Source organism: Jatrophihabitans cynanchi (assembly GCF_027247405.1).
In the GTDB taxonomy this organism is placed as follows: Bacteria; Actinomycetota; Actinomycetes; order Mycobacteriales; family Jatrophihabitantaceae; genus Jatrophihabitans_B; species Jatrophihabitans_B cynanchi.
In genome coordinates this window covers 530680-543570 of sequence record NZ_CP097463.1, presented here as the reverse complement: position 1 = coordinate 543570, position 12891 = coordinate 530680, and the positions used below count along the sequence as shown (strand labels likewise).

Annotated in this window: 12 protein-coding genes; 8 read left to right on the top strand and 4 right to left on the bottom strand. The window is 71.7% G+C overall.

Annotated features, from left to right (window positions below):
• Nucleotides 1-105 precede the first annotated feature (105 nt).
• From M6B22_RS02625 to M6B22_RS02610, 4 genes are read right to left on the bottom strand one after another with little or no spacing between them, the layout of a single operon-like run.
• Nucleotides 106-1104, bottom strand: a complete 999-nt coding sequence (locus M6B22_RS02625; protein ID WP_269444222.1) for a zinc-dependent alcohol dehydrogenase family protein — start codon at nt 1102-1104, stop codon at nt 106-108.
• Nucleotides 1105-1108: 4 nt separating this feature from the next.
• Entirely contained in the window at nt 1109-1765 is a 657-nt protein-coding gene (locus M6B22_RS02620; protein WP_269444221.1) for a DUF4389 domain-containing protein, read from the bottom strand.
• 5 nt (nt 1766-1770) lie between these two features.
• On the bottom strand, nt 1771-2775 hold the full coding sequence (gap, locus tag M6B22_RS02615; RefSeq protein WP_269444220.1) for a type I glyceraldehyde-3-phosphate dehydrogenase: 1005 nt from the start codon (nt 2773-2775) through the stop codon (nt 1771-1773).
• Nucleotides 2772-3236, bottom strand: a complete 465-nt coding sequence (locus M6B22_RS02610; protein WP_269444219.1) for a universal stress protein — start codon at nt 3234-3236, stop codon at nt 2772-2774. The genes gap and M6B22_RS02610 overlap by 4 nt, the downstream gene beginning before the upstream one ends.
• Before the next feature lie 129 nt (nt 3237-3365).
• On the opposite strand from M6B22_RS02610, the gene M6B22_RS02605 reads away from it, so the two are divergent.
• The 8 genes from M6B22_RS02605 to M6B22_RS02570 all read left to right on the top strand — a co-directional run bounded on the left by M6B22_RS02605 (nt 3366) and on the right by M6B22_RS02570 (nt 12881).
• Nucleotides 3366-4145: a DUF6544 family protein gene (locus M6B22_RS02605; protein ID WP_269444218.1), complete on the top strand. Its 780-nt coding sequence runs from the start codon at nt 3366-3368 to the stop codon at nt 4143-4145.
• Between the two features lie 65 nt (nt 4146-4210).
• Nucleotides 4211-6928, top strand: coding sequence for a cation-translocating P-type ATPase (locus M6B22_RS02600; RefSeq protein ID WP_269444217.1), 2718 nt, complete (start codon nt 4211-4213; stop codon nt 6926-6928).
• Nucleotides 6925-7947, top strand: coding sequence for an Acg family FMN-binding oxidoreductase (locus tag M6B22_RS02595; RefSeq protein ID WP_269444216.1), 1023 nt, complete (start codon nt 6925-6927; stop codon nt 7945-7947). The genes M6B22_RS02600 and M6B22_RS02595 overlap by 4 nt, the downstream gene beginning before the upstream one ends.
• A complete protein-coding gene (locus M6B22_RS02590; protein WP_269444215.1) occupies nt 7944-8537 on the top strand; it encodes a 2-oxoacid:acceptor oxidoreductase family protein in 594 nt (197 codons plus the stop codon). Before M6B22_RS02595 ends, M6B22_RS02590 begins: the two co-directional genes overlap by 4 nt.
• Nucleotides 8530-9714 carry a transketolase C-terminal domain-containing protein gene (locus tag M6B22_RS02585; RefSeq protein WP_269444214.1) on the top strand — a complete coding sequence of 395 codons (1185 nt, stop codon included), beginning with the start codon at nt 8530-8532 and terminating at the stop codon, nt 9712-9714. Before M6B22_RS02590 ends, M6B22_RS02585 begins: the two co-directional genes overlap by 8 nt.
• Complete coding sequence (locus M6B22_RS02580; RefSeq protein ID WP_269444213.1) at nt 9711-10706, top strand: thiamine pyrophosphate-dependent enzyme; 996 nt, start codon at nt 9711-9713, stop codon at nt 10704-10706. Before M6B22_RS02585 ends, M6B22_RS02580 begins: the two co-directional genes overlap by 4 nt.
• Entirely contained in the window at nt 10706-12334 is a 1629-nt protein-coding gene (locus tag M6B22_RS02575) for an NAD(P)-binding protein (protein ID WP_269444212.1), read from the top strand. The genes M6B22_RS02580 and M6B22_RS02575 overlap by 1 nt, the downstream gene beginning before the upstream one ends.
• Before the next feature lie 16 nt (nt 12335-12350).
• Entirely contained in the window at nt 12351-12881 is a 531-nt protein-coding gene (locus tag M6B22_RS02570) for a CBS domain-containing protein (protein ID WP_269444211.1), read from the top strand.
• Nucleotides 12882-12891: the final 10 nt, after the last annotated feature.

Here is a 12891-nt window from a genome sequence, read left to right as displayed (position 1 = left end):
TTGCCCTCCTGCTGGTCGCTACCGGCCGCGGCGAGCGACCACGAGAAGTGCAACGGTGCCCGACCGGTGCGTTCCGAACGAGAGTGCCGCGCGGCCGGACGCCGGTCAGTTGTGCAGGACGGCCGCACCGCTGAACGCCCCCGCCGCGAGGTCGCGCAGCGCGCGGTCCGCGTCGGCCATCGGGTACGGCGTCGTCGTGGCGCGCACGCCGAAACGGGCGGCCAGCTGCAGGAACTGCTCGGCGTCGGCGCGGGTGTTCGCGGTGACGCTGCGCAGCCGCCGTTCGTAGAACAGCTCGCGCTCGTAGGCCAGCGCGGGTACGTCCGACAGCCAGATGCCGGCGACCGCGAGCGTGCCGCCGCGGTCCAGCGCCCGAAGCGCGAGCGGCACCAGCTCACCGGCGGGGGCGAACAGGATCGCGCCGTCCAGCTGTTCCGGGGGTGCGTCCGTCGGGCCGCCCACCGAGTCGACCCCGAGCCGGCGCGCGAGCTCCTGATTGGCTGCGCCGCGCGTGAGCACGTGGACCCGCAGCCCCTCGTGCAGCGCGACCTGGGCGGTCAGGTGCGCGCTGCCGCCGAAACCGTAGATCCCCAGCCGGCCGCCGGGCGGGACGTCGGCGGCGAGCAGCGCGCGGTAGCCGATGATGCCGGCACACAGCAGTGGCGCGGCCTGTTCGTCGCCGACCTCCTCGGGCAGCGCGAACGCATACGCCTCGTCCACCAGGCACGCGTCCGCATAGCCGCCGTCGACGTCCCAGCCGGTGAACGTCGGCGCCACGCACAGGTTCTCCGCGCCACGCCGGCAGTAGCGGCACGTGCCGTCCGTCCCGCCGAGCCACGGGACGCCGATCCGCTGGCCGGGCGCGAACCGGCTCGCGCCCGGCCCGAGCGCGTCGACCCTGCCGACCACCTCGTGCCCCGGCGTGACGCCGTGACGGCGCGCCGGAAGGTCACCCTCGGCGAGGTGCAGGTCGGTGCGGCACACGCCGCAGCACGTCACCTGCACCCGGACCTGGCCAGGTCCGGGCAGCGGGTCGGCCCGCTCGACCCGGCGAAGCGGATCGGTCGCGATCGGGCCGGGACGGTCGACGATCCAGGCGTGCACGTGTTCAGTCTGCCGTGAGCCGCGCCGGCTCCGCCCCGCCGGTGTCCAGCCGGAACGGCGGGTACTCGTCGGTCATCAGCGCCGCGTAGGCGGCGACCCGGTAGCACCAGCGGTTCAGGCCCATGATCAGGTCGAACAGCGAGCGCGGGTAGCTGCCGGTGAACGCCAGGGTGACGACGGCGATGAACGCCAGCACCGCGATCAGGCCGACATGGCCGCCGCCCCAGCCGCCCGAGAAGATCGCCACCACCAGGTACTGCGGGATGGCGAGCAACCACCACTTCACCAGCACCAGCCCGCGCGAGAGCCGCTGCGGGTATTCGACGTCGAGGTCGGCCGGGTAGTCCGGATCCGGGTGCAGCGAGAACGGCGGATAGCGGTCGGTTCCGAAACCGTTGAGGGTGTAATACGATACCCGCCAGCCCCAGCGCAGCACCCCGACGTTGAAGCCGAAGATCGAGCGTGGGTAACGGCCGGTGAACAGGATCGCGAATCCGGCGATGACCGTGAGCACGAACGCGGCGATCCACAAGAACACCAGCACGATCAGGTGCGGGATGATCAGCAGCCATTTCACCAGCCACAGCCAGCGGCTCAACTGCGGGTCGAGCCGCGCCTGCAGCCGAACCGGGTACGGATGCACGGCGCGCTTGGGCTCCACCTGGCTCACCCTCCTGTGGTCACGAGCCTGGTCAGGTCGATCAGGCGAGCGGTGTAGCCCCACTCGTTGTCGTACCAGCCGAACGCCTTCACCAGCCGTCCGGACGCCTGCGTCAGCGCTGAGTCGAACACGCACGAGGACGGGTCGCCGATGATGTCGCTCGAGACGACGGGGTCGGTGGTGTACCGCAGCCGACCCGCCAACGGTCCGCTGGCCGCGGCCGCCTCGAAGGCGGCGTTGACCTGCTCGGCCGTGACCTCGCGGTCCAGCAGGACGGCCAGGTCGACCAGCGAGCCGTCCACGACCGGCACCCGCAACGCGACGCCGTCCAGCCTGCCCTTCATCGCCGGCAGCACCTCGCCGACTGCGCGGGCGGCCCCCGTCGTCGTGGGGATGATGTTCACCGCGGCGGCGCGTGCGCGTCGTGGGTCCTTGTGCGGCGCGTCGAGCACGTTCTGGTCGTTCGTATACGCGTGGACCGTGGTCATCTGCCCCCGCTCGATGCCGAACGCGTCGTTCAGCACCTTCACCATCGGCGCGACGCAGTTGGTCGTGCACGAGGCGTTGGAGATGACGTGGTGCCGCACCGGATCGAAGGTGTCGTCGTTGACGCCCATCACGATCGTCGCGTCCACGCCCTTTCCCGGAGCGGAGATGAGCACGCGCTCGGCGCCTGCCGAGAGGTGTGCTGCGGCGCTGTCACGGGTGCGGAACTTGCCCGTCGACTCGATCACGACCGACACCGCGTGCCGGTGCCAGGGCAGCTGGTCCGGTTCGCGGATGCTGGTCACCGCGATCTTGCGCCCGTCGACGGCGATGGCGTCGCCCAGATCCTCGACGGCGCTGTGCAGCGGGCCGAAGGTGCTGTCGTAACGAAGCAGCCGGGCCAGGGTGGCGGTGTCGGCGACGTCGTTGACGGCCACCACGTCGATGTTCTCGGACGCCAGGGCAAGCCGCAGGTAGTTGCGGCCGATGCGCCCGAACCCGTTGATGCCGACGCGGGTAGTCATCGGGCGGTCACCGACGGCACCGCCTGGTCGCCATGGACGACGACGACGGGGCAGGTGGCGTGTTCGGCGACCTTCGCGCTCACCGAACCGAGCAGCAGGCCGGTGAAGGCACCGCGGCCACGACTGCCCACGACCACCATCAGGGCGCCCTTGCTCTGCTCGATCAGCAGTTCGGCGGCGATGGCCTCACGGACGACGATCTTCAGATCTGCGGGCCGGTCCGCGCCGAGGGTCTCGTCGACGAACACGTCCAGGCGCTTCTCCAGGTCCTCGGTCGGGCTCCACTCCAGCGGCACTGCGCCCCAGCCGTAGCCGACCGGCAGATGCCACGCGCTGACGACGTCGAGTTCCGCGACCGCCCAATTGGCCAGGCCGGCGGCCCAGCGCAGTGCGTGCCGCGACTCCTCGGACTCATCGACGCCGACGACGATCCGGCGGCGGTCCACACCCTTGTCAGTCATGTTGCTCGCTCCTCTCGGGATCCCTTCCCACCCTGCTCGGCGCGAGCGGGCGCGGTCAGGGCGCAAGGTCCCGACGGCCCGGGACCTCGGCCCGTACCCGCGTTGCGCGGACAGCACGACGCTGAGTCCGTGCAGGAACTCGCCGCGCCCGAAGCGCCCGCCCAACTGCCGCCGGAGCTGCGCCGGCAGTGGACGGAGTTCCTGACCCGCCCCACGGTCGCCGGCCACTTCGACCCCCAGTCGGTCGCCGCGCTGCCCGAACCGGCGCGACGCTGGTTGCGGTTCGCGATCGCGCCCGGAACCGAGCTGCGCCGATGCGTCGAACTGGAGTTGCACGGCCGGATCAGGCTCGGCCGGTGGCGCTCGTTCCGGGCGCGTCAGGTGCTCGTCGGCGGCTGCGGCTACATCTGGGCCGAACGCACCCGGCTGTTCGGGCTGCCGCTGTCGGGGTACGACCGGCTCACCGCCGGCCACGGCGAGATGCGGCACGCGATCGCCGGGCGGATTCCGGTCGTCTCGGCAACCGGTGCGGACATCACGCACAGCGCGGCCGGGCGGCTGGTGGCCGAGATGCTGCTGGTTCCCGCGGCAGCACTCGATCCGGGCATCCGCTGGAGTGCTGTGGACGAGGACACCGTGACCGTCACCGTGCCGTTCCTACGCCACCACTACGAACTGACCTTGTGCGTCGCGCCCGACGGCGAACCGCGGGCGGCGGCACTACGCCGATGGGCACAGGTCGGCGGCGCCGGGTTCGGCGAGCATCGGTTCGTCGTCCAGGTCGACCAGCCGCGCACCTTCGACGGCTTCACCATCCCGACGCGCGTCCGGGCCGGGTACGCCGACAACGCCGATGGGCACCTCGACCCGTTCATCGAGCAGTTCGTCGACGACGCGACCTTCCATTGACGGGCACCGTGGCCGGTGGCGCGCCGGACGGCGCTCACGCAACGGAGGCGCGGTCACTGCGGCAGATGACGACCGAGCCCACCGAGCTGCTGCTGCGCGACCTGGGCAGCTGCCGTGGCGGCCTCGGTGAGCGCGAAGCGGCGCGGCGTCTGGCACTGTACGGCGCGAACGTGCTACCGGTCAGCGGCGGCGCGCGATGGCTCGTCGAACTGGGTGCCCAGTTCACGCATCCGCTCGCCCTGCTGCTGTGGTTGGCCGCCGGGCTGTCCTTCGTGACCGGCAACCCGGCCCTGGGGTGGGCGATAGTCGGCGTGATCGGCGTGAACGCACTCGTCGCGTTCGCGCAGGAGCGGCAGGCAGCTCGGGCGGTCCAAGCCCTCGCGGGCTACCTGCCCCCGTCCGCGCGGGTGGCCCGGGACGGCGTCGTCCGCACGGTGCCGGTCGCCGAGATCGTGCGCGGCGACGTCCTGCACGTCGGCGAGGGCGACCGGATCTGCGCGGATGCCCGACTGCTGGACGGCGAGCTCGAGCTCGACATGTCCTCGCTCACCGGTGAGTCGGTGCCGGTCGTCCGGGCGGCGCGACTGCCGGATGTCGCGGACCGGCTCATCGACGCTCCCACAGTCGTCTTCTCGGGCACCTCGTGCACGTCGGGGCAGGCGACGGCGGTGGTGTTCGCGACCGGCAGCCACACCGAACTCGGCCGGATCGCTGCGCTCTCGCAACGCGGCGCAGGCGAGGAGAGCCCGTTGCAGCGTCAGGTACGCCGAACCGCATGGCTGATCGCGGCCGTCGCGATCGCGATCGGTGTGCTGTTCCTCCCGCTCGGCCTGCTGGCGGGGCTGTCGCTGCGTGACGCCGCTGTCTTCGCAGTCGGCCTGCTGGTGGCGAACGTCCCGGAGGGCTTGCTGCCGACGATCACCCTGGCCCTGGCCGTCGGCGTCCGGGTGTTGGCCCGTTCAGGTGCCCTCGTCAAGAGGCTGTCGGCCGTCGAGACGCTCGGGTCGACGACCGTCATCTGCACCGACAAGACAGGCACCATCACGCAGAACCAGATGGCCGTCGAGCGGCTCTGGGCCGCGGGCCGGGAGTTCGCCGGTGCTGAGGACGCGAGCGTGGCCGTCGCCCTGGCAACGGTCATGGCCGACTGCAACCCGCTCGAGGCGTCCGCGGACCCGATGGAGCGAGCGCTGCTCGGCTTCGCCGAAGCCGTCGGCGTGCAACCGGGTCAGCGGATCGCCACCTTCCGCTTCGACAGCAGGCGCAAACGGATGAGTGTCGTTGCGCGGCACGGCTCGCAGGTCGTGGTGTCGGTCAAGGGCGCGCCGGAGTCGGTACTGCCACTGTGCACGTCGTGGTGGTTCGGCGGTGATGTGACGAGCGCGCTGACACCACCGGACCGGCAGCTCGTCGAGGATGCGGTGGACGCGTTCGCGCAGCGCGGGTTGCGGGTGCTGGCGTTGGCCGAGCGACGCGGCGCCGTCCCGTCCGGCGCCGAGGACGCCGAGGACGCCGAGTCGCGGCTGTGCCTGCTCGGGCTGGTGGCCCTGCTGGACCCACCGCGGCCCGAGGTGGCCGACGCGGTGGCGGCATGCCACCGTGCCGGCATCCGCGTGAACGTCATCACCGGTGATCACGCGCGGACGGCGGCGGAGATCGCCCGCCAGGTGGGCATCCGGGTGGACCGCGTGGTCACCGGCCCGGAACTCGATGCGATGACCGATCGTGAGCTCGACTCCGTGCTGGACCGCGACGGCGACATGGTGTTCGCCCGTAGCACGCCGGAGGGAAAGCTGCGGCTCGCAGATGCCTTGCGGCACCGCGGCGACGTCGTCGCGATGACGGGCGACGGCGTGAACGACGCCCCAGCGCTGCGGCGTGCGGACATCGGCGTGGCGATGGGACGTTCGGGAACCGACGTGGCGCGCGAAGCGGCGACGATGGTGCTGACCGACGACGACTTCGCGACGATCGTCACCGCGGTGCGCGAGGGCCGCAGGGTCTGGGAGAACCTACGCAAGTTCGTGCTCTACATCTTTGCCCACGCCGTTCCCGAGGTGGTTCCCTTCGCGGTGTTCGCGCTGAGCGCGGGCGCCGTCCCGCTGCCGCTGACGGTGCTGCAGATCCTCGCCATCGACCTCGGTACCGAGACGCTGCCCGCCTTGGCGCTCGGCCGCGAAGGTGCCGAGCCGGACGTCATGGACCGCCCGCCGCGCTCGCGCGGCGTGCACCTGATCACAGCACGACTGCTGGGACGGGCCTGGCTGCTCATGGGCACGGTGTCCGCCGTGTTGGCCATGGCGCTGTTCTTCCTGGTCCTCACCCGGGCCGGCTGGCGGCCGGGTGACGCGGTCGCCGCCGGCCATCGGTTGCATGCCGCCTACCTGCAGGCGACCACGATCACCTTCCTGGCGATCGTGGCCTGCCAGGTGGGCACCGCGATCGCAGCCCGAACCGAGCGGGCGGCGCTACGCGACATCGGCCTCACCAGCAACCGGCTGCTGCTCGCGGGCATCGCCTTCGAGATCGCCTTTGCGGCCGGTGTCGTCCTGCTGCCCCCGCTGCAGCGGATGTTGGGGACGGCCGCACCGCCGCTGTACACCGTGCCACTGCTGCTGGCCTGCCCGGTCCTGGTCTGGGGCGTCGACGAGTTCTACCGCGCCGTGGCCCGCCGGCGGGCGGCCGACGTGCCGCCGCCGCGGGACGGACGAACCGGACCGGTGGGACGTTCGGCCCTGCTGCCGCCGCGGCAGCGGCCTGAGGATTGGAGTACCACGCGGTGACGGCGAGGGGTGAGGACATGGAGTTCGACAAGCTCGATCTTTCGGCAGCCCTGCACCACGCCGCCTCGCAAGCCGCGCTCGCCCCGTCGATCCACAACACCCAACCGTGGCGGTTCGCGATCAGCGGCCCGAGCCTGGAGATCTTCGTCGACGGGACCCGGCACCTTCAGGTGCTCGACCCGTTGGGCCGCCAGTTGCTGATCAGCGTGGGCTGCGCAGCCTTCAACGCCCGCGTCGCACTGGCCGCACTCGGCTGGCGGGTACAGGTCGAGCGCTTCCCCGACATCACGCGTCCCGAGCTCGCCTACCGGATCACGATCGTCGACGCGCACCTGGAGTGGATCCCGCTCGGCGAACTGGCGGCGTCCATTGCCGACCGGCACACCAACCGGCGCCAGTTCGAGGACGATCCGGTCCCGGCGGAGGTGATCGCGGAGTTGATCGACGCGGTCGCGGAGGAGGGGGCGGAGCTGATGCCGGTGACCCGCCCGGAACACCGGCTGGCGCTCGCGGCGCTGAGCCAACGCGCCGATGCGATCGAGAACGCCGATCCCGGGTACCGGGCCGAACTGCGGCGGTGGACGACGGACGATCCGCGCCGCCCGGACGGCGTGCCGGCGATGTCGGTCCCACACGTGGACACCGGCTCGGGCGACGACCTGCCGATCCGCGACTTCGACACGCACGGAATGGGCTGGCTGCCCATGCGCACCCACTCGGCGTTGACGCAGTGCCTGATGCTGCTGAACACCAGGGCGAACCGCACGGTCGACTGGCTACGGGCCGGCGAGGCGTTGGAGCGGCTGCTGCTGGAACTGACCAGGCGCGGCTACGCGGCCGGCCCGTTGACGCAGGTGATCGAGGTGCAGCAGACGAACCGCGAACTGCGCGCCGAACTCGGGCTCGAGCACTTCCCGCACATCCTGCTGCGGGTCGGTCGTGCACCGGCCATGCCGCCGGTGAACCGCCGCCCACTGTCGGAGCTGTTGGTCACCGAGTCGCAGGAGGCCGCACAGTGAGCGATTCCGGCCTCGTCCAGGTTCGCGTGCACGGGCGCGGCGGCCAGGGCGTGGTCACTGCGGCCGAGGTGCTGTCCGTCGCCGGTTTCCACGACGGGCTGCAGGCGCAGGCCTTTCCCAGCTTCGGCTCCGAACGCATGGGCGCACCTGTGGTGGCGTACTGCCGGCTCGCGAAGGCGCCGATCCGCACCCGCGAACCGGTCATGGCACCGGATGCCGTGATCATCGTCGACGCCACCCTGCTGCACCACGTCGACGTCTTCGCCGGGCTCGCACCAGCCGGCTACGTCGTCGTCAACTCCACGCGCTCACCGGAGGAACTCGGACTGGCCGACCTGTCGGCGCGGATCGGGCCTGACCGGCTTCAGGTGGTGCCCGCGACCGACCTGGCCCGCCGGCACACCGGCGCCGCGGTGCCGAACATCTGCCTGCTCGGTGCCTTCGCCGCACTGACCGGCGCGGTGTCACTCGCCGGCCTGGAGCGAGCGGTGCACGAACGCATGGCCGCCGCGATCGCCGGCGGGAACGTGGCGGCCGCGCGCGCGGCCCACGACCTGGTCAGCCGAAAAGTGGTGAGCACGGATGTATGAGCAAGTGGAGGGCTCCCGCGCGGTCGCGCTGGCGGTCGCCCGCTGCCGGCCCAAGGTGATCGCGGCCTATCCCATCACGCCGCAGACGCACATCGTCGAGGCGCTCGGCGCGATGGTGAAGGCGGGCGAACTGGCCGGCTGCGAGTTCCTCACGGTCGAGTCCGAGTTCGCCTCGATGTCCGCCTCGCTCGGTGCCTGCGCTGTCGGCGCGCGGGCCTACACCGCGACCGCGAGCCAGGGGCTGCTGTACATGGCCGAGGTGCTCTACAACGTCAGCGGGCTGGGCCTGCCCGTCGTCCTTACCGTTGCGAACCGGGCGATCGGGGCGCCGATCAACATCTGGAACGACCAGAGCGACTCGATGAGCCAGCGTGACTGCGGCTGGGTGCAGCTGTACGCGGACGACAACCAGGCCGCGGTCGACCTGCACGTCGTCGCCTTCCGGCTCGCCGAATCGCTGTCGCTGCCGGTGATGGTGTGTGTCGACGGCTTCGTCCTCACCCACGCGATCGAGCCGATCGAGGTGCCCGGCCAGGAGCAGGTCGACGCCTTCTTGCCTCCGTTCACGCCGCGGCAGGTGCTCGACCCCGACCACCCGGTGACGATAGGCGCGATGGTCGGGCCGGAGGCGTTCACCGAGGTGCGCGCGATCAGCCACCGCACCCTGCTGCGCGCCGCGGACGTCTTCGACGAGCTGACCGAGCGCTACGCGCAACTGACCGGGCACCGGTTGTCGGCCGTCTCGCCGTACCGTGCCGAGCACGCGCGCACCGTGTTGCTGACCATCGGATCGGTCACAGGCACGGCACACGAACTTGCCGACGAACTCGCCGCCGAGGGCCGCGATGTCGGGGTGGTGTCGCTGACGCTGTTCCGGCCCTTCCCGGTCGCAGCGCTGCGCGACGCCCTGCACGGTGCCGCCGAGGTGATCGTGCTCGAGCGTGCCTTCGCACCGGGCGCCGGCGGGGTCATCACGCCGGACGTGCGCGCCGCACTCACCGGCCTGCCGATCACGGTGCGCACCGTGATCGCCGGGCTGGGAGGGCGTCCGGTCACCAAGGACTCGCTCCGCACCGTTCTCGACGACGCGGCGGCCGGCCGGCTCGAGGACCTGCGCTTCCTCGACCTGCACGAGGACGTCGTCGATGCAGCGCTCGCCGCAGGAGGGCTGTCATGACGCAGACGGCGAAGTTCTACCAAGTCGGTTCGCGTGCCGTGGGCAACCGGCTGCTCCCGCTCGACCAGCGCACCGAGCAGGCGAATCCCGAGCGGCGCAATGCGCTGACCTCGGGCCACCGCGCCTGCCAGGGCTGCGGCGAGGCGTTGGCCGCGCGCTACGTGCTGGACGCGGCCGCGCACGCCGTCGGCGGCCGGCTCGTGACGGTGAACGCCACCGGCTGCCTCGAGGTGTTCTCCACGCCGTACCCGGAGAGCGCCTGGCAATTGCCGTGGTTGCACTCGGTGTTCGCGAACGCGGCCTCGGTCGCGTCCGGCGTCGCCGCCGGGCTGCGAACCACGGGCCGCGGCGACATCCGGGTGCTCGCGCAGGGCGGGGACGGCGGCACGGTAGACATCGGCTTCGCGTGCCTGTCCGGGATGTTCGAGCGCAACGACGACGTGCTCTACGTGTGCTACGACAACCAGGCCTACATGAACACCGGCGTGCAGCGCAGCGGGGCGACGCCAGGCGGCGCGCGGACCGCGACGACCGAGGCGGTCGGCGCCGAGCCGGGCAACCTGTTCGGCATCGGCAAGGACGCCGCGCGGATCGCGATCGCCCACGACATCCCGTACGTCGCCACCGCGACCGTGGCCGAACTGCACGACCTCGAGGCCAAGGTGCGCAAGGCGATGAGCATTCGTGGCGCCCGCTACCTGCACGTGCTGGTGCCCTGCCCGCTCGGCTGGGGTTCGGCCACGTCCGAGACGGTCCGGCTGGCGCGGCTGGCACAACGCAGCGGGCTGTTCCCCGTCATCGAGGCAGAAGGCGGCGTGGTCACCAGCGCGCTGCCGATCCGCGGCCGGGTGCCGGTCGAGGAGTACCTGCGCCCACAACGCCGGTACGCCCACCTGTTCCGTGGCGAGGGCCGGCCCGATCTGGTCGCGCGGGTGCAGCGGCTGGCCGACCAGAACATCGTCCGTTACGGGTTGTTGGACGAGGAGAGCTGATGAACAAGCCGTTCGCGATCACGCTGGACGTGCGGTCCAGCCTCGCCAACCACACCGGCATGTGGCGCAGCGAGCGCCCCGTCTACACGGCCGGGCTGCCGCCGTGCCAGCACGCCTGCCCGGCCGGCGAACACGTCCAGGCGTGGCTGTACGCCGCTGAGGACGGCAGCTACGAGAGTGCGTGGCGCCGGCTGGTGCAGGACAACCCGTTCCCGGCCGTGATGGGCCGGGTCTGCTACCACCCGTGCGAAACGGCGTGCAACCGCGCGGAACTGGACTCCGCCGTGGGCATCAACTCCGTCGAACGATTCCTCGGCGACCGGGCGATCGACGCCGGCTGGCGGCTGCCGGATGCGGCACCTGCGACCGGGCGCCGCGTCCTCGTCGTGGGGGCCGGACCCTGTGGCCTGTCGGCGGCCTATCAACTGCGCCGCCTGGGCCACGAGGTGCACGTGCACGACGCGGGGGAGGAGCCGGGCGGGATGATGCGCCACGGCATCCCGACCTTCCGGCTGCCCCGCGACGTTCTCGACATCGAGATCGCCCGGCTGGCCGACCTCGGCGTCACCTTCTGCATGAACAGCAAGGTCACCGACCTACGGGAGACGATGCGAGCCGGCGGGTTCGACGCGGCGCTGATCGCGATCGGGGCGCAGCTCAGCCGCCGCGCCTACCTGCCCGCCGGCCAGGCGTCCCGGGTGCTGGACGCGTTGAGCGTGCTGGGCAGCGTCGCCGACGGCGAGCGGCCCGGCCTGGGCCGCGCAGTGGTGGTCTACGGCGGCGGCAACACCGCGATGGACGCCGCGCGCACCGCGCGGCGGCTCGGCGCCGACGATGCTGTCGTCGTGTACCGGCGTACCCAGGCGCAGATGCCCGCCGACCGGCAGGAGCTGGACGAGGCGCTCGCCGAGGGCGTCCGGATCAAGTGGCTACGCACCATCGCCGCGGTCGGCGAGGGCTCGCTCACCCTGGAGAAGATGACGCTCGACGAGGCCGGGCTGCCGCAGCCGACCGGCGAGTTCGAGGAGTTGGCCGGGGACGCCGTCGTGCTGGCCCTCGGCCAGGACGTCGACCGGAGCCTGCTCGACACGGTGCCCGGACTGCGCGTGGTGGACGGGGTGATCGAGGTCGACGAGGCGATGATGACCGGTAGCCCGGGCGTGTTCGCCGGCGGCGACGCCGTGCCCACGGACCGGTCGGTGACACACTCGATCGGCCACGGCCGCCGGGCCGCCGTGGCCATCGACAGCTGGCTGCGCCGGCAGGATCCGCCGGCGCAGAGGCAGGAACGCGATCCGGTGCCGTACTCCGGGCTGAACACCTGGTACTACAGCGACGCGCCGCGCAGCGTTCGTCCCCGCCTCGAGGCAGCCCGCCGGACGGACACGTTCGGCGAGGTCGTCGGTGGGCTGGACGAGGACACCGCACTGTTCGAGGCGCGGCGCTGCCTGTCGTGCGGCAACTGCTTCGGCTGCGACAACTGTCTCGGGGTGTGCCCGGACAACGCGGTGATCAAGCTCGACGGCGCCAACCACTACGCCATCGATCTCGACTACTGCAAGGGCTGCGGACTGTGCGCGGCCGAGTGCCCGTGCGGCGCCATCGAGATGGTGCCGGAAGAGAGTTGAACAGGAGGCGATGACGATGACGATGCTCTCGTCGACATGGATGCCGGAGCTGAACCCGGACTGGGTGCAGCAACACGCCGAGCATCGCGAGACGACGCTGCGGTACCTTCGCGAGCTCGGCACATCGACGGGCGAGGCGTCCAGCCGAGCGGCTACGACACCGGTGGCCGAGGTCATGGTGCGCGGTGTCGTCGCGGCCCGGGAACAGGCACGCTTCCCGGACATCGTGCAGGCCCTCGCGCGCAATCACGTCGGAGCCGTGCCGGTGCTCGACGAGCGGCGCCGGGTCGTCGGGGTGATCTCCGCCTCGGACCTGCTCGCCCACAGCCATCCGATGCGCGACGCGACGGCTCGCGAGCTGATGACGACGCCCGCGGTGGTGACCACACCGGACGCAACGGTCGAATCCGCCGCCCGGCTCGCCGCTCACAAGCGGGTGCAGCGGCTGCCTGTCGTCGACGCCGACGGCGTGCTGGTCGGCATCGTCGCGCGAGCCGACCTGCTGCGGGTGTTCCTTCGTAGCGACACGCCACCGACCAGCCATTGAGGAGACTCAG

Bases quoted from the DNA above. Each gene is read 5' to 3' on its own strand.
- M6B22_RS02570 (WP_269444211.1), top strand. From the start codon at position 12,351: ATGACGATGCTCTCGTCGACATGGATGCCGGAGCTGAACCCGGACTGG.
- M6B22_RS02585 (WP_269444214.1), top strand. From the start codon at position 8,530: ATGTATGAGCAAGTGGAGGGCTCCCGCGCGGTCGCGCTGGCGGTCGCC.
- M6B22_RS02610 (WP_269444219.1), bottom strand. From the start codon at position 3,236: ATGACTGACAAGGGTGTGGACCGCCGCCGGATCGTCGTCGGCGTCGAT.
- M6B22_RS02580 (WP_269444213.1), top strand. From the start codon at position 9,711: ATGACGCAGACGGCGAAGTTCTACCAAGTCGGTTCGCGTGCCGTGGGC.
- M6B22_RS02600 (WP_269444217.1), top strand. From the start codon at position 4,211: ATGACGACCGAGCCCACCGAGCTGCTGCTGCGCGACCTGGGCAGCTGC.
- gap (WP_269444220.1), bottom strand. From the start codon at position 2,775: ATGACTACCCGCGTCGGCATCAACGGGTTCGGGCGCATCGGCCGCAAC.
- M6B22_RS02575 (WP_269444212.1), top strand. From the start codon at position 10,706: ATGAACAAGCCGTTCGCGATCACGCTGGACGTGCGGTCCAGCCTCGCC.